Origin of the sequence: Maribacter sp. Asnod2-G09 (genome assembly GCF_045063795.1) — a bacterium.
Classification (GTDB): Bacteria; Bacteroidota; Bacteroidia; order Flavobacteriales; family Flavobacteriaceae; genus Maribacter.
This window is the reverse complement of record NZ_JBEFOA010000004.1, coordinates 497,076-519,317: the sequence shown is the minus strand read 5'-3', so window position 1 is coordinate 519,317 and position 22,242 is coordinate 497,076. Positions and strand designations below refer to the sequence as shown.

Genomic DNA, 22,242 nt, shown 5'->3' with positions numbered 1-22,242 from the left:
AATGTTTAAAGGCGTAACCCTAATTTTAAATTTAACACTCTAGAAGTAAGATAATTTGGTACAGCATACTCATTCTTGCTATCTGCATCTCTAACCCAAGTATTGGTAATTGAATTCTGATTGTTGAATAAATTGAAAATTTCAAAACCTAAACTCAATTCTTTAAAATTATGAAGCCAATGTGTTTTTGGAAATTGTTTATCCTTATTTGCAAAAATATAGGAAATTCCTAAATCTGCACGTTTATAATCTCTTAATCTATTCTGAAAAATATATGGATCGGCATAACTTGGCGAACCACCAGGAACACCAGTTTGATAAACTAGGTTTAAATACATCTTTACATCTGGTATTGTAGGTATGTAATCTTGAAAAAGAATAGCAAATTTTACGCGTTGATCAGTAAGGCGAGGTATGTAGCCTCTATTATTTCTGTTCTCTTCAGTTTTTAAATAACCTAGACTTACCCAAGATTCTGTGCCAGGTACAAAAGCACCGTTTAATCTAACTTCGGCGCCATAGACATAAGCTTCTGTATCATTATTAGCAGCGTAACGAATGCGAACATCTTCTAAGGTATACGGATTAACATTTTCTAATTTCTTGTAATATGCTTCGCTAATCAGTGTAAAAGGCCTGTCCCAAAGCAGAAAGCTGTATTCATTTCCTGCAACAATATGAAAAGCTTTTTGTGCCTTTACATTGGGGTTTATAGTACCGGTATTATCGCGTAATTCTCTATAAAAAGGAGGTTGATGATAAACTCCGGCAGAAAGTCGAAAGAGCATATCTTTTTTCCATTCGGGCTTTATAGCGAACTGTGCACGCGGGCTAAATACAGTTTGTGATACTTTCTCTACACCCGTACCGCTCACCGTCCAATGATGTGAGCGTACACCTATATTATAGTATACATCTGCGTTGTTCCATGTTTTTTGGGTTCCTACTTGAACATAACCAGAAAACCGATTCGTTTTTACAAAGTTTAAAGCATTTAACCCAGTATAGGCTTCTAATGGAGCATCAAAAGGTTCAGAAGGTTGATTGTTAATGAATTCAGGGCGAGGTGGTCTAATAGAGAATCCGGCAGAGTCAATAAACTCAGATTCTCTCAACTGATCTCGTATATCTTCATGAGTATATTTTGCTCCCCATTCCAATATAGAATTATTCATGGTGTGAGAACCTTTGTGTTCTAAATTGAATATTAGGGCATCTAAATCGTTTCTTGTACGGTTGAATTGAGAACCGATCCCACGAGATGTTAATACCTCGCCGGCCTTATCACTACCCAAATTGCTATCAACATCACCAAGTTCATAGGCTGCAACAACATCTGAGTATTCTTCTTCAATGGTATGATAAATAGATGTAATAAGTTTTAGAGTGGTCTTATCATTTAAAAAGTAACTTCCTTTTAAAGCACCTAAGGCGGTAGTGTATTTATTGTTTTCTTGTCCCTCATAATAGACAACCAATGCCTGCGGATTATCTATGGTGCCAAAATTAGTCTGTCTATTTAATGGTTCATTTTTATAATCGTTGACAGCTAGGTTTCCTAGAAAATTAAGTTGAAACTTAGTTGAAAAACGGTACGTCAAATAACTTTGAACATCTGTAAATGCTGGATTAAAATTGCTTTGTGTCTGCTGACTATTAACCAATAAAGAGTTATTTCTATATCGCACACCAGATACAGAACTCAACTTTTGATTTTTAGAAACGGTTTCTAAACTAGCACTTGCGCCAAGAAAACTTGCATCAGCCCGAAGAGAAAATAGGGTAGGGGTTTTATATTTTATATCTAAAACTGAAGCTAGTTTATCGCCATACTTCGCTTGAAAACCACCAGCTGAAAATTTTACATTTTGTACTAAGTCGCTATTTACAAAGCTCAACCCTTCTTGTTGTGCAGAACGAATTAGAAAGGGTCTATATACTTCTATTTCGTTTACATAAACCAAATTTTCATCGTAGTTGCCACCACGTACAGCATATTGTGTACTTAATTCGTTGTTAGACGATACACCAGGTAATAGCTTCAATATTGTTTCTACTCCGGAATTTGCACCTGGTATCTTTCTGATTTTTTCTGGAGATATGTTTAAAATATTGCTGACTTCTTTTTCGCCAGTGGCAGAAACGGTAACTCCGTCTATCTGGGTGACATCACTTTTTAAGACAGGATTGAACTCAAACGTCTCGTTCGTGTTTAATATAATATTTTCTAAAACAACATCTAAATAAGCAATATGAGAGAAAACTATAGTGTTCTCTTCATCTGAGGTAATTTCTAAAATGTAAAAACCGTCAGTATTTGTAGTGGTCCCTAAATCTTTACTAGTAATATTTACATTAGGTAAGGGTTCATTATCATTTCCTAATACTATACCTGAAATAGTAGCATTCTGTGCAAAACCAATGGCGCTGCATAGTAATAGTATCAGGCTTAGAACGTTAGGTAGTTTCAAATATGTTATTTTCTATAAAAAGAGGTGGTTAGGGTGTTCGTATTCCCTACATTATCTGTAACGGTAACTTCAAGTACACATTGCGTTTGATCTGCAATCTTATCATCAAAATTATAGGTCAAAGTATTACGCTTAGGTTCGTATTCCATTAATATCCATTCGCCATTTAATGTAGCAGAATATTTATCTACACCACTTAAGTCATCAGCTATTTGTACACTCAAGTATTTATAATTGTTTAACCATTGCTTGTCTTTGAAATTCTTGGTTCTAATAGTGGGCGCAACAGAATCTTTAGCTAAAGTGTAGGTACCTAGATTACGTGTTCGCGTTGTAAATTCGTTACCACGTTTATAGGTGTTCGCATGGTTTGGTCTAAGTTTAGAATCTAACCGAGCTATAAATAATTGTTTTTGTTCTTCTTTTGAATATTTAGAAACATCAAAAGTTATCGTGAAATTTTTGTGTGCCGGTATTGTGTTACGATGAATGGTTACGGTGTCTTTTCCCTTCTTTAAATCGATATAAAAATCTTCATAAAAAGTGTTTGTTGGAAAATAAACTTTGGCACCACCTAAATCAAAATTATTAGGTTTTTTGGCAATCACGTAATTGTCTGTTTTCGCAATTACTTTTTTGTTGCCTAATAAATTCTTTACCCCTTCAACAGGTATATTAAGTTCGATCTTATTGCCTGCATAATCTTTGATCAATAATTTGGCGGTATAACTTAAACCTTCGTTTATTTTTATTTTACCGTCGTTATATAAGTCTTTATAAATACTTAGGTTGTTGCCGGGCGATTTAAAACTCTTCTGTATTTTCTGTCTATTTCTACCATAGTAATCATAATCTACAAGCGTATTTATATATCTAGTCTCGCCAAATGAAAATGACTCAAAATCGTAAAGGGAATATATTTTTCCGTTTACACTAAGTTCAACACTATAAACTCCGTTTTTATTGGCGGCCATATCTAACCTATCAAAACCAATAAAACCGACTCCAATATCACCAAGAGCAGTAACCTTATCTGCTAAAAAAGAACCATCAGCCTGTTTGCTGAAGTTTACCTGTGTTCGTTCATAATTATTATTTACATGAGATTTATCTGTTAGCGGATAAACAAATAATTTTTCTAGGATAGGATTTGTAGCATCGGCAACATCTAGACCATACATTAAAGGGTTGGTCGGTTTTTCAGAAATACTACTTCTAATTTCAAAATGTAAATGCGGACCAGCAGAACCGCCAGTATTACCACTATAGGCAATTAGTTCGCCTTTAGACACTTTCAGCTCTCCATAGTCAGGAAAAACCTCTACTTCAAATGACTTTTTATTGTATTGTAATTTTTTAATATACGCTTCAATAGTAGGTGAGAACTTCTGAAGATGCCCATAAACAGAAGTATATCCGTTTGGGTGAGCGATATAAAGAACTTTGCCGTAGCCCCAAAGAGAAACCTTAATACGGGTAATAGTACCATCGCCGATAGCGTTTATAGGAATACCTTCGCGTTGCTGTGTTTTAATATCAACACCAGAATGAAAATGATTAGAACGTAGCTCGCCAAATGTACCCGCTAGAATAATGGGTATATCCATAGGTGGTCCAAAAGCATCTTTCGGATGATTTTCTTGTGCGAAAAGATTAAAACAAAATAATAATAACAGACCAAGGGATATTTTTTTCATAGGTAGACAGCAATAGTGCGAAAATAATTAATCAATAACAATTCCGTGAAGTTGAGGACGCTAAAATTATAATAAAGAGTTTATTGTAATCTATTCTGAAATTAAGAACAACAGATTTACGAATATTTCAAAAAACTATTGCTAAGTCATATAATGTATGTTAACTTTGTGTAAATCGCATTGATTGTAATGTATGGGCGAGTTAATTAAAATTGTTGATTCTTTAGAAAATAAAATTAGCAAATTGTTGCATAAACTTGAGGTTTTAAACAATGCTAATATTGAATTGGAAAAAGAATTAACGAATATAAAATCTTCACAAGAAAATACCAGTAAGACGGTGTCTGAATGGGAAGAAAAATATAATTCACTCAAACTTGCTAATTCAATGCTTGGCAGTAATACCAATAAAACAGAAGCTAAGCTTAAAATAAATACATTAATACGAGAGTTGGACCATTGTATAGCTCAATTGTCGGAGTAATGTTTATAATAATATGTCAGAAAAGCTCAAAATAAAACTTTCTATTGCTGATAGGGTCTACCCATTGACTATCGACCCTGCTCAGGAAGAAGGCTTGCGTAAAGCAGCTAAAAATATAGAAGAGTTGGCTAAAAAATTTGAGAAGAATTATGCAGTTAGAGACAAACAAGATGTTTTGGCCATGTGTGCCTTACAATTTGCGTCTAAAATTGAACAGAATGGCATAGAGCAAACAGAAGGTACCAAAGAAGCTGAAGAGCGTTTACAAGCGCTAGAAGATTTGGTGTCATCTAAATTAGCTTTGAAATAAAAACGTTCTTTTAAATACATTAAGTTACTGCCCACATTGGTAATACCTTTTGACAAACTCAACATTTATTTTTTTTAAAAAGGGTGAGTTTAGATTGTAAAAGCAAGCCCTACTTGTATAGGGATCCTTGATCAGTCTGTTAGCCCTAAACCTGTTTACCGGAGTTTGATCAAAACTTCTCCAATGTGGGCTTTTTTTTTATTAATAAATTACACTATGGATAGTACAATGATAATTATTGCCGCAATAGTTGGGCTGGCAATCGGTTTTGCAATAGCAAAATTTTTGGAAAAAGGGAAAGCCTCTAAAACCATAATAAACGCAAAGAAAGACGCTGAACGCATATTAAAAGATGCAAATGTAGAAGGAGAGAGTGTCAAAAAAGAAAAGATTTTACAGGCGAAAGAGAAGTTTTTAGAATTAAAAGCTGAGCATGAGAAGGTTATTAATAGTAAAGACAGAAAAATAAACGAAGCAGAGAAGCGTACGAGAGATAAAGAGTCTCAAGTAAGTAGTGAACTTGCCAAAAACAAGAACATGAACTCTCAGCTAGATAATAAACTGAAAGACGTAGAACAGAAAAAAGAACTTTTTGACAAACGTCATGAAGAGTTGGATAAAATGCATAAAAGCCAAATTCAACAATTAGAAGTTATTTCTGGTCTTTCTGCAGATGAAGCTAAAAATCAATTGGTACAGAGTTTGAAAGAAACTGCCAAGACTGATGCTATGGCTTACATTCAATCTACTGTTGAAGAATCTAAACTTACAGCACAACAAGAAGCACGAAAAATTATAATTAACACCATTCAGAGAATTGGTACAGAAGAAGCAGTTGAGAACTGTGTGTCTGTATTTAATATTGAATCTGATGATGTTAAAGGTAGAATCATTGGTAGAGAAGGTAGAAATATTAGAGCTCTAGAAGCTGCTACCGGTGTTGAGATTATTGTTGATGATACACCAGAAGCTATTATACTTTCTTGTTTCGATTCTGTTAGACGAGAGGTTGCAAGACTATCACTTCATAAGTTAGTGACAGATGGTAGAATTCACCCAGCAAGAATTGAAGAGATAGTTAAGAAGACAGAAAAGCAAATAGAGGCTGAAATTGTTGAAATTGGTAAACGTACTGTAATCGACTTAGGTATTCATGGTTTACACCCAGAGTTAATACGTGCAGTTGGTAGAATGAAGTATAGATCTTCTTACGGTCAAAACCTATTACAACACTCTAGAGAAGTAGCAAAGCTTTGTGGTGTTATGGCTGCTGAGTTAGGATTGAATCCTAAAATTGCTAAACGTGCCGGACTTTTACATGATATAGGTAAAGTGCCGAATACTGAAAATGAAATTGAAACGCCACACGCTATCTTAGGTATGCAGTGGGCTGAGAAGTTCGGAGAGAAGCCAGAGGTATGTAATGCCATCGGTGCTCACCACGATGAAATTGAAATGAAAACTTTGATTGCACCTATCGTACAGGTTTGTGATGCCATTAGTGGTGCAAGACCAGGAGCAAGAAGACAGGTGTTAGATTCTTATATTCAGCGTTTAAAAGACCTTGAAGAGGTTGCTTTTGGTTTTAGTGGTGTACAGAAGGCTTACGCTATACAAGCGGGTAGAGAGCTTCGTGTTATCGTTGAGAGCGAAAAAGTAAATGATGATAGAGCTGCTCAATTATCTTTTGAGATTTCACAAAAAATACAGACGGATATGACCTATCCTGGTCAGGTGAAAGTTACTGTAATTCGCGAGACAAGAGCTGTCAATGTAGCAAAGTAATTTTAGTTTATAGTATAAAATTAAAGCCTCTATTTATAGAGGCTTTTTTTATGTTTTATCGAGAGAACTAATCCATTTCAATAATTTCTCTTTTTCTAAACTAGATAAGTTGTTCTTTCTGCCTTTTGGCATTTTCTTCTTTATAAAAACTTGATATTCTATCGCTTTTGCTAGGTTATCCATATTTTCTAGTGAAAAGACGGTTCTATTCTTTTTTACGGAATGACAAAAATTACATTTTGTATTTAATACTGAATATGCATCTTGTTTGGTAGTATTAGTTTGAGATGCTGGTATTTGTTGTTCGTTTATAGATGGTTGAGAAATGAAAGTGGTAATAACTAAAACAATCCAGATTACTGATTTCATATACTAACTAGCATTAAACGAGATTTTTAGAAAGAGTAAAGCTGAAATGTACGCCTTCTTCTTTGTCCTTTCGGTTTCCAATTTCAATAGTGCCTCCAAGCTTCTCTATTAATACTTTTATGGTGGTTAAACCAATTCCAGTATCATTAGCATCTTCAATGCTTAATTTCTCGAAAAGAGCAAAAACTTTTTCCCAATATTTCTCTGATATACCGGGTCCATTATCTTCATACTCAAAAAAGTGAAAATCTTCATTTTCTTTATATGATACTTCTATTTCAATATCAGATTTATTGGTAAATTTTATACTGTTAGATATGAGATCTCTAAATATTTGATGAAAACTATTTAAGGAGTGATTAATGGTTTGATCGCAACCTTCTAATTTTAAATTTACTTTTGATTTATTAGCTTGATCTTGGAGTACGGCTTGTATTTCTTTTGAAATAGTAAAGGATTCTATTTTAATTTCAGCATTTGTAATCGAGTTGTAATTAATAATGCCGTTGATCAAAGACTCCATGTACTCAACTCTATTATTTATAATGCCAAGATAATTTGGGATTTCTGTGTCTTTAAAAAAATCGGAATAATCTTCTTTAATAAACCCGATAACAGAACTAATGCCTAAAAGAGGCGTTTTCATATCATGCGCCATTCGATATGATAAATGCTTTAATTGATTGTTTTTTATGCGTAATTCTTCATTAATAATCTTTTCCTTTATATGTTGTCTTCGAAGTTCTAGCTGTGCCATCACTTGATCGGCTAAATCTTTTAAAGAAGCCTGTTGTCTCTCGGTAAATTCGGCGCGTGGTTTTGTGTCAATTACGCATAATGTGCCAATAGATTCCCCTTCATTAGTATTCAATGGTGCACCAGCATAGAACTGCACTGATGGTCCGCCGGTTACTAGAGGGTTATCAGAAAAGCGTTCATCTTTACTTGCATCGTTTACTAATAATAAAGAGTCGGGTGTATTAATAGCATGTGCGCAAAAAGCTAAGTCTCTTGGAGTTTCGGTTGCATCTATGCCATGATGAGATTTAAACCACTGCCTGTCTTCATCGACTAATGAAACTAATGCCATTGGCGTATTGCAAATATCGGCTGCAATACGTGTTATGGCATCGTATTCTTTTTCTTCTAGAGTATCAAGAACATTAAAACTTTTTAATGCTTCTAATCGCTGTTGTTCGTTTTTTGGTATTTCTGGCTGAACCATATATTTGATATAACTAATCGCTAATTTTTAAGTAGGTAATTTCTTACATATTAAACGCTCTATTGTTATAAATGTTATATGTGCATCAATATTAAAAAATCCTTATTCTTCGGTAGTAGGCTCTTCTGTAACCTCTGTTTCCTCGTCTTCTTTGAGAAGTGTATTTTTTAAGATGTTTAATTTTTTCAATTTAGCTTTCCAAGCAGCCAATGATTCTTTGTGTTGGTTAACTCTTTTGATAACATCTTGTACTAACGGATTAGTTTCAGATGCGTTAGAGAAAAACTGTAAGTTATTTTCTAGCTGTCTAATTTCGTCTTTGCTTTCATCTATCTTTTTTCTGATAAATGCACGCTCATTCTGTATAGCACGTTCTTGATTGTCGTTATTGCTAAGCTGCTGAATCTTGTTACCGTATTTCAACAGTTCAGATTCTTGCTTGCTCACACCACATTTTTCATATAGCGCATCTATAATTTTATCGAACTTCTGGTTGATGTTTTTCTTTTTGAAAGGAACTCTTCCGTATGTTTTCCATTCTTCAGAAAATTTCTCGATGGCTTCTAAATCTTTAGCTTTGTCACCGCTTAATTCAAATGCCTTAAGACGGACAAGGAATTCATCTTTCAGTTTGAAATTAGCTTCCTCTTCTTTAAATGCATCATTTTTAAGCGCATTTAATCTGTCGAAGTAGTGATTGCAGGCAGCTTTAAAATCCTTCCATAATTTGTCGGAATACTTTCTTGGAACATGGCCAATTTTTTTCCACTGACCTTGAATGCGTTTCATTTCTGAAGTAGTTGCATCAAAATCGTCACTATCCTTAATTGAAACTGCAATTTCTAGTAAAGCTCTTTTCTTATCTAAATTCTCTTGTTGGTCTTTTTTAAGGTTCTTGTAAAAAGCATTTTTATTTTGATTGAATACACGAACTGCTGCTTTAAAACTGTTCCAAGTTTTAGAATTTACTTTTTGTGGTACTTGACCTGCCTTGAAAAAGCCTTCTCTAAGTTCTTCTAATTTTTTTATCTGTTGTTGAAGTGTACCATGATTGCTTGAAACATTTTCACTAAGTGTAGTTATCTCAGCAATAATTGCATGTTTACGCTCTAAATTTTCCTCTTTTATTTTATCAAGATTCTTAAAGTAATCTTGTCTTCTTTCGTGGATAATTTTGGTTGCTGCACTAAAACGGTCCCAAATTTCTTCTCTGTGATCTTTACCTACAGGTCCCAAATCTTCTTTCCATATTTTGTGTAAAACCTGTAGCTCTCTAAAGGCTCTATTTAAATCTGGTTCTTTTGATAGTTCTTCGGCTCTAGCAACTATTTTACCTTTTTCTTCAAGATTATGCTTAAAATCTAAATCTCTTAGGTCTCTATTAATATTTAAAAAATCATAGAAAATTTCAATGTGATGGTGGTATGTTTTCCAAACATTGTTATAATCTGCACGAGGTATAGCACCAGCATGGCGCCATTTAGCCTGTATATCTTTGAAGTTGTTGTATGTAGTATTTATATCTTCTTCAACATTCACCAATGCTTTCAGCTGTTCAATAAGATCTAATCTATAGGCAAGATTTTCTTTATGACTTTTTTCTAAGCTTTTATAATGTTGGTTACGCTTGTCACGGTATTCTGAGTATACTTCGTTGAATTGTTGTTTATCTACAGAATTATATCTAAAATCAATCTCATTACCACCGTTAGCGATAAATTCTTCTTTCTTTTCTTCTAGAAACTCATCAAATTTCTGATTGAATTCGTCTTTAATGGAGTCAACATGTTTTCTTATCGCTTGAACTTTTTCGTTCTTAACTAAGCGTTGTAATTCACCCACCAAATTTTCCATGCTCATTTCATGGTAATCTGGCATAGGTATTTCATGTCTTTTTTCGGTATCGGTATCTTCAGCGTCTTCAGCATTAGAATCGTCAATCTCATTCATTACATCAGTCTCTTCTTCAACTTCATTTGCGTCATTTGAAGGTGCTGTTGGTAATTCTGTTGATTCTTCAGTAGTATTTACTGTTTCTGCTGTTGTATTTTCAGCAGATTCTATTACAGTATTTTCTTCTGTTGAATTCTCTGGTAATTGTTGTTCTTTATCCTCAGACATATTCCTAAATTATATGCTTACAAGATAGTGACAACCCTACGACTGGCAAAGAATTGATTAGTCTTTTTAGTTAAAAGGTAAAAGAGTAATCTAACGGAAACCTATAATTTACAATGTCTAGCTTATAGATCAGTTGTAGGTAGTGAGTTTAACGGTTCCAAATCTCCCAAGATTTTTCAGCCTGAAACTCTAGCATTCTATGTCCGTTACAAATGGTAGCCCCATTGGCTTTACCGGTAGATAAAAATGCAGTTTCTTCGGGATTATATATTAGGTCGAAAAGAAGATGCTTTTTGCCAATTTTAGAATACGGAATTGCAGGTTTTTCTTCAATGTTAGGAAATGTACCTACAGGAGAGCAGTTTATGATTAAGGTATGTTCAGCTACGATATTATCGGTCAAGTTATTATATGTATAACCATTATTTTTACCACTTCTTGATACGAAAGAAAATGTAATACCTAGTTCTTCAAGTACAAATGCTACAGCTTTTGATGCTCCGCCAGTACCTAATATTAGTGCTTTTTTGTGATGTTCTTTTAAATGGGGTTCTAGTGATTTTTGAAATCCGTAGGCATCAGTATTGAAACCGACTAAACCGTTTTCAGTAAATTTTATGGTATTTACAGCACCTATTTTTTTAGCGGCAATATCGATATCGTCTAAAAAAGCCATTACTTCTTCTTTATAAGGAATGGTGATATTAAGTCCTTGTACATTTTCAGTGTTTTTGAAGATAGTGGGAAATTCTGAAATAGCTTGTAGGTCAAAGTTTTGATACGAACAATTGTACAAGCCCATATCTTCGAATTTTTTTTTGAAATATCCTCTTGAAAATGAATAAGAAATATCTTTACCTATTAAGCCGTAATTAGCTTTCTGTTTTTCTGTTTTTTCCATACCAATCTAAAAGTAGCAAAATACTAATACCAAATATAATACAGATAATAGCTATCCAATTTTCTACGGTGGTCATATCTGGTGGAAACCGTTCGTAGTTCATTATTATTTGTTTTCCGTTAGAATCTAAAATGCTTTCACCATCTATTCCTGTTTTGAAGATAGTTTTTTTCCATGGCCAAACAACTCCTAGGGATCCTGTTATAAATCCCAATATGGTTGCCGTAGTAACATGTTTATAGTGTTTTAATACGAAGGTCAATACATGTGAAAGAGTAACTAGACCTGTTGCCGATCCTAAGGTGAATACGGCTAAGATTTTAAGTGTGTGTAATCTTTCTGTATTAGAAGTAAAACTAAAATCACCTACTAGTAATTCTGAGAACGTATCATATAATGCGTTTACAGAGTCTACCAGTAACAACACATAATTACCTAAAAGTATTAATATGAAGGAACCCGAAAGTCCGGGTAATGTCATTCCCGATACACTGATCATACCACATAAAAAAATGAATAGTAAGTTGTCGTTTTCTTTTGCCGGACTAAGAAAACTAATGGCTACACCAACACTTAAACCTATAATGGCAGCAGTAAATGTTTTCTTTTTCCAGTAGTCAAAATCTTTGCCTATATAATAAATAGAGCCGAGGATCATACCAAAAAAAGCAGACCAAACATAGAGCTCATGTGTTACTAAAAAATAGTCTAATATTTTCGAAATGCTGAAATAGCTAACAAGCATACCGAAAATCAGTAGTGTTAGAAAAGTGCCATTTATATACCGATAGAAACTTTTAAGTCTACCATTAATAAGAAGCTTAAAAGCTTTAGCATTTATTTTTTGAAGTGAATAAATAAATTCTTCGTAAAAACCACCCACAAATGCAACAATACCACCAGATACACCAGGTACCTTATTGGCAGCACCCATGCAAAGTCCCTTTACGACCAAGAAAAATTTATCGGTAAAGGATCGGGGTTCGTTCATGTAGGTTTTTGCGTTACTTCTTAGAAGCTGATTTTTCTAATATAAAAATAAGAGAAAAACCTATTACAGCGGCTACAATAGCAAAGGTTAATTGATTATCGCCTTGAAAAGCGAAAGGTGAAATGTTCTCGTCGATTACAATTTCTTTTTCACCAATCTTAATTACCTCAATTTCATACTTCCAAGGCCATATTTTGTTCAATGATCCTAAGATGAATCCCGTTAAAACAGCAAGCGTAGCATCTTTGTAATTGGTAAACATCCATTTTAAAACTCTAGCAAAACTTAAAATACCAAAGGCAGCACCAAACGCAAAGGTGATAATAATGCCAAAATCCTTTTCATTTACGGCCTCTAAAACTGTTTTATAAGAACCTAGTAAAACCAATATAAAAGAACCAGAAATACCCGGTAATACCATTGCACAAATGGCTATAGCACCAGATAAAAATATAAACGGTAGGCTACCCGAACTAGCAGAAGGGGGTAGGGTAGTAATATAGAAAGCACTAACTGTTCCAATTATAAATAAAACTACGGATAAAATATTCCATCTTTTAATTGATTTGGCTACAAAAATGACACTTGCCAATACCAAACCGAAAAAGAATGACCATGTAACTATAGTGTGCTCTTCTAATAACCAGGCAATAACTTTTGATAGTGAGAAAATACTGATCATCATACCAATTACCAATGACAATAGAAAGTTGCCATTTAATTTCTCCCAGAACTTTTTAAAGCCTTCTTCTTTTAAAACTTTTAAAGTAGTTAGGTTAACGTTATTGATCGAAGTAATGAATTCTTCGTAGATACCTGTTACAAAAGCTATTGTGCCACCAGATACGCCTGGTACCAATTCTGCAATACCCATTGCCATACCTTTAAGAGATATGAATGTATAATCTTTTAGTTTTCTATTGTCCATGAAATGTAGAACCTATTCTATGAGGTTTTATTGTATTTTCTTACAATTTCTTGTGTCCATTCAGACTTGCCGTATTGCGGAAAGTTTTCAGTGAACAAATGTAGTTTTTTCTGCTTTTTGTCAATTTTCAATGCATCCATTAGCATAATACGTGCATTTATGGGGTCTTCGGCAAGTAGTAGATAACCTACAGATTTATACAAAAGTTTCAAACTTTCAGGATAAAACTCTCTTCCTTGAGATAGAATTTGCACAGCTGAGGGTTCATCACCATTAATATGAACTACTTCAGCCCAATTCAACCATGTGTCCAATTCATAATTTCCTAGTTCTACCGCTTGTTTAAATGCAAAATCTGCTTGGTCATAATTCTTTAATGCCATGTGAATATTTGCGCATTTTTTCCAGTACTGCGGATTTTCACCATCTATGTTTAAAGCTTTATTGATGTAAAAGATGGCTTTTTCAAAATCTTTAGTATTAAAATATAGATTCGTTATAGCTAACCAACCTTTATCTAATAATGGATCCTCGTGAACTGTTTGGTAGAAATAGTATTTCGCCATTTCGGTATCCTTCAGTTTTTCATAACATTTTCCTATTCTTAAAAATGCATGAGATGTAGGATCTTCAATAGCAATTGTAGTTTCGTAGTTTTCGATGGCCTCTTTATGTCTACCTAATTTCTCAAGTACTTTCGCTTTTTCGAAATATGCACCTATAAACGTGTCATCTGAAATAACAGCAAAATCAAAAGCGCCCAAGGCTTCTGTAAACATTTCTTTATAATAGTATTGCTTACCCAATTGATGCCATGCTACTTCGCAATATGGGTTTTTTTCTAAATAGCTATTTAAGTAAATAATTGCGCCATCGTAATCTTCAAGAAACTCAAAGCAATACACCACATTATAAAGCGAAGAATAATCTTGTTCGTCGAATTCGACACATTTCATAAAGCTTTCTTTGGCATTATCGAAATTGTCCATGAACAAATATTCCATGCCCAAAAGACTATAAATGTCAAAACTATTGTTGGTAAAGCTTAATGCCTTTTGTAGTAATTCTATTGCACTTTCGTGATCATCTCGCTTAGAAAATATATTGGCACGTTGAATATAAATTTCGTCGTTGTAATTATCCAATCTTTGTAAATCATCTAAAAGTGCCTCAGCTTTTTCCATCTGGTTTTCAAAAACCATGACTTCTACCTGAAGTAATTTTAATTCTATAGAAGCCGGATGTTGCTCTAGACCAATTTTAATTCCTTTTTTAGCCAAAGAAACCTTCCCATGATTTAGGTAGTGGTGCACAATATCTTCAAAATCCTCGGCATCAAAGAAATAGACATCGTCTGTCTTCAACATTGATTCGAATTTTGTAATTGGCTTGTCCGGTCTCTCGTTAGATTCTAACGCCATAGGAACTTTTTGGTTTTACAAGATATTTTAAAAGTAAGTGTTTGTATGGGGTTTCAGCCATTGTACGAATCGATATTATTAACAAATTAGTTAACAACGTTGATTTACATGGAGTTAAGAAGGGCTAAAATTATAGCGCAGCCTTCTTTAATTTCTTTTTCTGAAATAGTTAATGGCGGAGAAATTCTGACGGCCCTATTTTCGAATAATAACCAGAAGAGAATTAGGTTCTTTTCTTTTGCTTGCAGCACTAATTCATTAGCAGTTTCTGCTGTATCCATTATCAAAGCAAGCATTAAACCTTTGCCTCTAATTTCTTTTATCTTCGGATGTTTTAATAGCGATTTAAATAGTGCTTCTTTCTTTAGAGTTTCTGCGATTAAATTCGAGTTTAATAATACATTCAAAGTAGCTAAACTAGATGCTGCGATTACAGGATTACCGCCAAATGTAGTAATGTGACCCATTTTCGGATTCTCGCTCAGCGTATGCATAATCTCTTTGCTTGCTGTAAAAGCACCTACTGGCAAACCTGATGCCATGCCTTTGCCGATAACTAAAATATCGGGAACGCACTCGAAATGTTCAAAGGCGAATAGTTTTCCTGTTCTACCGAAACCTGGCTGTATTTCATCTAGTATAAGTAAAGCACCCATTTCTTTACACCGTGCTTTTACTTTCTTTAGATAATCGTTTTTTGGGAGAATAAAACCTGCGCCACCTTGTATGGTCTCCAGTATTACACATGCAGTTTTGGTGGTAATTTTCTCTAAATCTTTATCGTTGTTGAATTCAATATGATAAATATCTGGTAACAAGGGTCTAAAAACACTTTTGCGTTCTTCAAAATCCATTAAGCTTAAACTACCCATGGTATTACCATGATAGGCAGATTTAGCTGCTATAATTTCTGAACGACCTGTATATCTTCTTGCAAGTTTTAATGCGCCTTCTATAGCTTCTGTACCAGAATTTACCAAATAGGTAACCTCTAAAGGAGCAGGTAAATTGTCTGCCAATAATTTGGTATACGTAGTCGCTGGTGATTGCGAATATTCGCCATACACCATTACATGCATATATTTATCTACTTGATTTTTTATCGCTTCAACCACTTCTGGGTGACAATGACCAAGTGTGCATGCAGATACACCTGCAACAAAGTCTAAATGCGGATTGTCATTGGTATCATAAATATAACTACCGCTGGCATGAGAAACCTCCATACCCAAAGGATAGGGAGAAGTTTGAGCTTGATATTGTAGAAAATCTTTGTTCATGTGAAAAGCTATTTCACCTTTTTGGGCTTCACAGATTTTTTAGGATCCGTTGCTTTATTTTGTACAGGAATATTATTGACAGGGTCAGATTCGTTTCGACTACGTTGTTGTTCTTCGGCATCAATGTCAATAGGGTTATCAATTCCATTAATAACAACGAGTTTTAGGTTGTTATCATCTTCATCGAAAATATCATCTTTAGTGAGAATACGTTCATCGCCACGCCAAACGAAGCCTTTTAATATTCTGCTATTTTTAGGTAAATCTTTTTCAGGGAAAATATCTCCATCAGGATCTGTGTAAAATGTAAGGTCTTCTATGTCGTTTTCCACCATAGTAATTCTAATTTTACTACAAACCGTTTTATCTATACCTATAAGTTCGTCATCATCATTATACATGTAATAAACAACCTCAGTATTCTGTACTAGATCAATAAGTTTTAATTCGTTTTCAATAAACTTTCCGTACAAATTAATCCCTTTGGCTTGGTTGTAACCCGTCATGCTAACACTGTCTAAAGAGATAATAAAGGCATTATTTAATACTTTTAAAGAGTCTAATTTTTCAGTTTCTAAATTCGATTTTAGATGAATACTATCACCTGTCATTTGGTTGGCGCCGTTCCAAATAACCGGATTTCTAATTAATTGAGTAATACCAGTCTTTTGTGCGGAGTGTATACTATCACATTTTCCGCTTAAATCAGTTTTGTAGAATTTGGCATTTCTAAAGGCTCGTAATATTCTATCTTCTGGTTTTCCGGTTACCATTAAGGTATCGCCATGTACATAAAGTGAATCTCTTTCTTGTACCGAGATAGAAACTGCTCTACGGGTAGCGAAAACAGAATCTTTTGCCTTGTATACTTCGGCGTAATGCGCCCTAATAATACCGTTATTGATAGTATCTGTTACGGTTATGTTATTGGTGGCCGAAGCAAATTCTTGTACTTTATTGAAATATACGCTGTCACCTTCAATAATTCTGTTGTTATAATCTATACGCGTGTTTTTAATTCCGTAACCAGTTTCTACTTTGGTGTCATAAAATCCTCTTTCGCAATATAGTTTATATGTTTCTCCGTTAATGGTAGATGGGCCGTACATATAAGCATTTTTAGATGTTTGATAGTAGTCTAGTTGCTCAGAATCTACCGTGTATTTAGGGTTTTTGATATGTACACTATCTAAAAACTGTAACTTTTTAAGCTCGATAAAATACTTGCCTTTTTTACTGGTCAAGGTATTTGCTGAATCTACTACAGTACCATTATCTTGGTAGAAGGCTTCTTGCTTTTCACGATCTAAACGCAGGGTATCTGTTCTTAAGGTCATGTCCGAATTTGTCAAAACAACATTGCCCCAAGCTTTTGCTAATTTTACATCACCTAAATAGTTGATTTTTTTACTGGTCATTTCGACCGAATCACCTTGCTTAAGTATAACATTACCTATAGCTTCTAATCGATTTTCTAGTTGGTAGTATATAGCAACATCGCACCATAAATCGGCACCTTGATGTTCAAACTGTACTTGTCGGTCATCTTTACTGAATATAGAAGCACCTGGGTATTCAGCTTCGTTTTTAGTGAAGTTGGCACCATAAACAATATTAATTTGTTTTGATTCTTCTTCAGCTGCAGCATCTTGGGCTAATCCCAATAATGAAAAAGTTAAAAATAACAAGAAGGATAAGTAAAAGGTTTTCAATCTACTTTTTTTTCAAAAATAGAACATTTTAAAAGAGCGCATAAAACTATTAGCATACATTTAGTAAAGTACTACTGTATATGCTCTGGTTTTTGATTTTTATGCATTTTTGTTTGAATCTCTAATTTTTATTTCGTGGTGCGTTTTGTTCCGTGTTTTATATTCTGTTAATTGGAATTTTAGATTAGCACTTAATTAGATGAGAAACCAATACCAACTGTGGAATCTAAAAATGTCTGTATAGATTGTTGTCCTTTTAAGCAAGTCAATAGCAGTTCGTTCTTTTAAATATAGATATAAAAAAACCACTCGAAAGTGGTTTTTATTATTTTAAATAGGAATTAGAAATTTCTATAATCGCCTTCTAAGAAGGCGTTGGCTTCATCTTCAGAGAACTTTGCATTTTCACTGTCCCAATGTAAAACTTGATTAGGGAATCTGCCAGCGATGACACCTAGTAAAATAGTTTCGGTAAGTCTAGATGCGTAAGAGAATGGTGCGGTCGTTTCATCTGTACCTAAACAGGCATCTACAAATTGATGGTAATGTTTAGCTCCTTCCGTATCATAATTACGAATTGGTTTACCCATATTATTCGCTTTTTCTATAGCTTCTATTTCTGCAGATATATCTACATATTCCCCGTCTACTATTTTAGTTGGTAGTTGCATGAAGTGAGGTAACAATAATCTTCCTTTTTCACCAATGAACATAGCGCCTTGATCAGGCAATGTGCCTTTATCTGCAGTTTTGGTTTCTAGAGACATTTTATCCTCCATAGTATCTTCTGCAGTTTCTTCTGAACCTTTTGTTTTCTTAGCTCCAGGAAGTATTAAATCTTCATGATCTTGCGGTGCACCCGGACCATCGTACCAAACCCATTTTAATGTTTCGGTAGTATATTCGGTCTGCGGAAATTCATAAGTCACGACATTGTTTTGTGGAAAACCGAATCCATTTGGTTCTCTACATTCATTTTTAATGGTCATAGGAACTTGAAGGTCCAAAGCATTATACGGAGTGTCAAAAATATGAACACCCATATCACCTAAAGTTCCACAACCATAATCAACTAATTTTCTCCAATTACCTGGGTGATAGAACCCTTCTTTATATGGTCTTTCTGCAGAAGTTCCCAACCATAAATTCCAATCTAATGATTCTGGTATTGGGTCAGAACCTGTCGGTTCGGTTCCGTCATAGCCCCAATCTTTTGGTGACCATGCGCGTACCGTATGTACTTTACCAATAATGCCAGATTGTATTAATAAGGTAGCTAGTTTATAATCGTAGAATGAATGTACCTGAATTCCCATTTGGGTAACTAAGCCTTTTTCTGCAGCCAATTTATTCATTGCTCTAGCCTCAGATACATAATGCGTTAACGGTTTTTGACAATACACTGGCTTATCCATTTCCATAGCCATCATAGAAGCAGGTGCGTGCGTATGATCAGGAGTTGATACAACCACTGCATCAATTTCGTCTCCCATTTCTTTTAACATCACTCTATAGTCGGTATATGTTTTTGCATTTGGATGCAGTTCTTTTGCCGCCGCTAAGTTGTTCGCATCAACGTCGCATAATACAGTTACGTCTACCTTGCTATGTGTTGAAATGACTTCCAAATCTGCTGCGCCCATATTACCAACACCAATATGTGCAGTACGAAGTCTGGTTAATTTTTTTACCTCTTTTTTACAAGACCATAGTCCAGATGGTAATAATACAAATGTGGATAATGCCGCTGCGTTTTTTAAAAAGTCTCTTTTATTCATTGGTGTGGTCTTTAAAGTTTTTTGATTTTTATATTTCTAAACCAGATGGGACTAGAGTGATCTTGGAAGCCTATATAGCCAGTTTTAAACTTGCCATAATCTTTACTGTTCTTCCATTTGTCTGAATTCTTCTTTGCGTACCAAGCTTCATCCCAAGGTACAAATGACACTACCTTTTTACCGTTCAGCCAATGTTCAACTTGCTCGGGTGTGAAAATGATTTTTGTAGTATTCCATTCCCCAACCGGATGCAATATTTTGCCTTCGGGATTAGCGGCATGCATGGCATAATCAGACGCGGTCTGTTGAAGTGGCTTTAATTCTTCGGGCTTTTCGGTGTAACCTAAACTTATATTGTAATCAGTAATATCATGAATGCTGGCATAGTTTTCATCATCGATCAATTGATACTCAGGTGAAACTTCTGGCGGACTATCATAACCTTCTTTTAAATGATAGAAAATACCACTGTTTCCTCCTTTTGGTAGTTTCCATTCTACATAAAGTTCAAAATTATCAAACTCTTCTGCACCATAAATAATATCAGTGCCGCCGGTGTAATCTTGCTCCATACCTATTTCGGTATCAAACTGTAGTTCTCCGTCTTTGGCAATCCAACCTGGTGGTAGTTCTTTACCGTTATAAGCGCGCCAACCTTTAGTAGTTGTTCCGTCGAAAAGAGTTAACCATTCCCCTTTGTTTTCTTGCTCGGTAACGGTTTGTTCTCCTGTTTTATCTTTTTTTTCAGATTTGCATGCTGTTGCTAAAACAAGAAAAAATAGGAGGGAAGCGTAGGAGGTTATTTTCATTTGTTTAGTTGTATTTTAAGTCGTTGTTGAATTGTAAAAATGTATATTTTACACAGACTTGAAAATACAAAAAAAAAGAATGGCGATAAAGGTATTTCCCTATATCGCCATTCCTGTAAGTCGAACAACCGCTCTTGGTCGTTAGATGTTTATCTTGAAATTGTTTGAGTTCTATCTGGACCAACAGAAACAATCTTAATTGGCACTTCTAATTCTTTTTCAAGAAAGTCAATATACTCGTTAAGTTCTTTCGGCAGTTGGTCTGCTGAAGTCATTTTAGTTAAATCTTCTTTCCAACAAGCGAACTCCGTGTAAATAGGAGTTAAGTTCTCTGGTTCTATGTTATATGGAAAATGAGTTATGGTTTCACCTTTATACTTGTAAGCGGTACATACTTGTAGGCTATCAAAACCTGAAAGTACATCGCCCTTCATCATATTTAATTGTGTAACGCCATTAACTTGACAAGCGTATTTTAATGCCACAAGGTCTAACCAACCACAACGGCGAGGTCTACCTGTTACCGCACCAAATTCGTGACCTACTTTAGCCATTTCTGCACCAACTTCATCGAACAATTCTGTTGGGAAAGGACCAGAACCTACACGTGTAGTATATGCTTTGAAAATACCATATACTTCTTTTACTTTATTAGGTGCAATACCTAAACCTGTACAGGCACCTGCTGCTGTTGTATTAGATGATGTAACAAACGGGTATGTGCCAAAATCGATGTCTAATAACGATCCTTGGGCACCTTCTGCTAAAATAGTTTTACCTGCTTTAATAGCTTGGTTTAAATACTCTTCACTATCAATAAAGGTTAATTCTTTTAAACGCTCTACGGCTTCAAAGAATTCTACTTCCATTTCATCCAAATCATACTGTACATCTACATTGTAGAAACTAATCATAGTTTCATGCTTATCTGCTAAATGACGATATTTTTCTTTCCAAGATTCTAATTCTAAATCTCCAACACGCATACCGTTTCTACCAGTCTTGTCCATATAAGTCGGACCAATACCTTTTAATGTAGAACCAATTTTTGCTTTTCCTTTAGATGCTTCAGAAGCTGCATCTAACAAACGGTGAGTTGGTAATATTAAATGTGCTTTTCTAGAAATAATAAGTTTTGCTTTGTAGTCTATGTTGAACTGGTCTAAACCTTCTAGTTCTTTTACAAAAACAACGGGATCGATAACAACGCCGTTACCAATAACATTCATTGCTTTTTTATGAAAAATTCCTGAAGGAATAGTTCTAAGTACGTGTTTAATACCATCGAATTCTAAAGTGTGACCAGCATTTGGACCACCTTGAAAACGCGCAATAATGTCGTAATCTCTAGTTAATACATCAACAATTTTTCCTTTTCCTTCGTCACCCCATTGTAGGCCTAACAATAAATCTACTGCCATCTAAATATTATATACTTGGTTAGTTCTATTTAATTTCTTTTTTGCCTGCATCTTTTGCAGGAGTATTTTTAGTCCCGTAAAAATAAAGGGAATGTGTATTTATGGTAATATCGAAAACTTCTTCGATTGTTTTCTTTATCGATTGAATTCTAGGATCACAGAACTCCATTACTTCACCGGTATCGGTAAGAATAACGTGGTCATGCTGACGGTCAAAATATGACTTTTCATATTGAGCCTGATTTTTTCCAAACTGGTGTTTACGTACCAATTTACAATCTAAAAGAAGTTCTATAGTGTTGTATAAGGTAGCCCTACTAACGCGATAGTTTTTATTCTTCATTTTAATATAGAGTGACTCTATATCAAAATGCTCATCACTTTCGTAAATTTCTTGAAGAATCGCGTAACGTTCAGGGGTTTTTCTATGTCCTTTGTCCTCCAAAAAGGTTGTGAAGACGTTTTTTACAATTTCTTGATTTTTATCAGAAGACATATATGCTACATTAATACACAAAGGTACAGTTAAATTTTAATTT

18 protein-coding genes and 1 other RNA gene are annotated in these 22,242 nt (G+C 34.5%); 4 read left to right on the top strand and 15 right to left on the bottom strand.

Annotated features, from left to right (window positions below):
* Positions 1 to 5 precede the first annotated feature (5 nt).
* Together ACJJVT_RS09300 and ACJJVT_RS09295 are read right to left on the bottom strand one after the other, a co-directional pair.
* The gene (locus ACJJVT_RS09300; protein ID WP_405398149.1) at positions 6 to 2,471 is read right to left on the bottom strand and encodes a carboxypeptidase-like regulatory domain-containing protein; all 2,466 of its coding nucleotides are present in this window, start codon (positions 2,469 to 2,471) and stop codon (positions 6 to 8) included.
* Between the two features lie 5 nt (positions 2,472 to 2,476).
* The gene (locus tag ACJJVT_RS09295) at positions 2,477 to 4,168 is read right to left on the bottom strand and encodes a M23 family metallopeptidase (protein ID WP_405398148.1); all 1,692 of its coding nucleotides are present in this window, start codon (positions 4,166 to 4,168) and stop codon (positions 2,477 to 2,479) included.
* A 193-nt stretch (positions 4,169 to 4,361) separates the two neighbouring features.
* On the opposite strand from ACJJVT_RS09295, the gene ACJJVT_RS09290 reads away from it, so the two are divergent.
* From ACJJVT_RS09290 to rny, 4 genes are all read left to right on the top strand, one after another.
* Positions 4,362 to 4,652 carry a hypothetical protein gene (locus ACJJVT_RS09290; RefSeq protein ID WP_073246065.1) on the top strand — a complete coding sequence of 97 codons (291 nt, stop codon included), beginning with the start codon at positions 4,362 to 4,364 and terminating at the stop codon, positions 4,650 to 4,652.
* A 13-nt stretch (positions 4,653 to 4,665) separates the two neighbouring features.
* Complete coding sequence (locus tag ACJJVT_RS09285) at positions 4,666 to 4,962, top strand: cell division protein ZapA (protein WP_324028072.1); 297 nt, start codon at positions 4,666 to 4,668, stop codon at positions 4,960 to 4,962.
* A gap of 56 nt (positions 4,963 to 5,018) precedes the next feature.
* Positions 5,019 to 5,129, top strand: a non-coding RNA gene (gene ssrS, locus ACJJVT_RS09280) — 6S RNA.
* Positions 5,130 to 5,178: 49 nt separating this feature from the next.
* Positions 5,179 to 6,747, top strand: coding sequence for a ribonuclease Y (gene rny / locus ACJJVT_RS09275; RefSeq protein WP_405398145.1), 1,569 nt, complete (start codon positions 5,179 to 5,181; stop codon positions 6,745 to 6,747).
* Positions 6,748 to 6,795: 48 nt separating this feature from the next.
* Here the strand turns inward: rny and ACJJVT_RS09270 are convergent, their stop codons facing one another.
* The 13 genes from ACJJVT_RS09270 to ACJJVT_RS09210 form a co-directional block, all read right to left on the bottom strand.
* A complete protein-coding gene (locus ACJJVT_RS09270) occupies positions 6,796 to 7,116 on the bottom strand; it encodes a hypothetical protein (protein WP_405398143.1) in 321 nt (106 codons plus the stop codon).
* 13 nt (positions 7,117 to 7,129) lie between these two features.
* Positions 7,130 to 8,341 (bottom strand): GAF domain-containing protein, encoded by a 1,212-nt coding sequence (locus tag ACJJVT_RS09265; RefSeq protein ID WP_405398141.1) that lies wholly within the window; start codon positions 8,339 to 8,341, stop codon positions 7,130 to 7,132.
* A gap of 102 nt (positions 8,342 to 8,443) precedes the next feature.
* The gene (locus ACJJVT_RS09260) at positions 8,444 to 10,462 is read right to left on the bottom strand and encodes a DUF349 domain-containing protein (protein ID WP_405398139.1); all 2,019 of its coding nucleotides are present in this window, start codon (positions 10,460 to 10,462) and stop codon (positions 8,444 to 8,446) included.
* A 148-nt stretch (positions 10,463 to 10,610) separates the two neighbouring features.
* Positions 10,611 to 11,363 carry a shikimate dehydrogenase family protein gene (locus ACJJVT_RS09255; RefSeq protein WP_405398137.1) on the bottom strand — a complete coding sequence of 251 codons (753 nt, stop codon included), beginning with the start codon at positions 11,361 to 11,363 and terminating at the stop codon, positions 10,611 to 10,613.
* Positions 11,335 to 12,354, bottom strand: a complete 1,020-nt coding sequence (locus tag ACJJVT_RS09250) for a DUF368 domain-containing protein (protein ID WP_405398136.1) — start codon at positions 12,352 to 12,354, stop codon at positions 11,335 to 11,337. The genes ACJJVT_RS09255 and ACJJVT_RS09250 overlap by 29 nt, the downstream gene beginning before the upstream one ends.
* 13 nt (positions 12,355 to 12,367) lie before the next feature.
* The gene (locus ACJJVT_RS09245) at positions 12,368 to 13,282 is read right to left on the bottom strand and encodes a DUF368 domain-containing protein (RefSeq protein ID WP_405398134.1); all 915 of its coding nucleotides are present in this window, start codon (positions 13,280 to 13,282) and stop codon (positions 12,368 to 12,370) included.
* A 17-nt stretch (positions 13,283 to 13,299) separates the two neighbouring features.
* Complete coding sequence (locus ACJJVT_RS09240) at positions 13,300 to 14,703, bottom strand: tetratricopeptide repeat protein (protein WP_405398132.1); 1,404 nt, start codon at positions 14,701 to 14,703, stop codon at positions 13,300 to 13,302.
* Positions 14,704 to 14,807: 104 nt separating this feature from the next.
* The gene (locus tag ACJJVT_RS09235; RefSeq protein WP_405398130.1) at positions 14,808 to 15,983 is read right to left on the bottom strand and encodes an aspartate aminotransferase family protein; all 1,176 of its coding nucleotides are present in this window, start codon (positions 15,981 to 15,983) and stop codon (positions 14,808 to 14,810) included.
* Positions 15,984 to 15,991: 8 nt separating this feature from the next.
* Positions 15,992 to 17,647: an OstA-like protein gene (locus ACJJVT_RS09230; RefSeq protein ID WP_405398129.1), complete on the bottom strand. Its 1,656-nt coding sequence runs from the start codon at positions 17,645 to 17,647 to the stop codon at positions 15,992 to 15,994.
* 389 nt (positions 17,648 to 18,036) lie between these two features.
* Positions 18,037 to 19,473, bottom strand: coding sequence for a Gfo/Idh/MocA family protein (locus ACJJVT_RS09225; protein WP_405398127.1), 1,437 nt, complete (start codon positions 19,471 to 19,473; stop codon positions 18,037 to 18,039).
* 11 nt (positions 19,474 to 19,484) lie between these two features.
* Positions 19,485 to 20,282, bottom strand: coding sequence for a DUF1080 domain-containing protein (locus ACJJVT_RS09220; RefSeq protein WP_405398125.1), 798 nt, complete (start codon positions 20,280 to 20,282; stop codon positions 19,485 to 19,487).
* Between the two features lie 149 nt (positions 20,283 to 20,431).
* Entirely contained in the window at positions 20,432 to 21,703 is a 1,272-nt protein-coding gene (locus tag ACJJVT_RS09215; protein ID WP_405398123.1) for an adenylosuccinate synthase, read from the bottom strand.
* Positions 21,704 to 21,728: 25 nt separating this feature from the next.
* Positions 21,729 to 22,199, bottom strand: coding sequence for a Fur family transcriptional regulator (locus tag ACJJVT_RS09210; protein ID WP_133673572.1), 471 nt, complete (start codon positions 22,197 to 22,199; stop codon positions 21,729 to 21,731).
* Positions 22,200 to 22,242 lie beyond the last annotated feature (43 nt).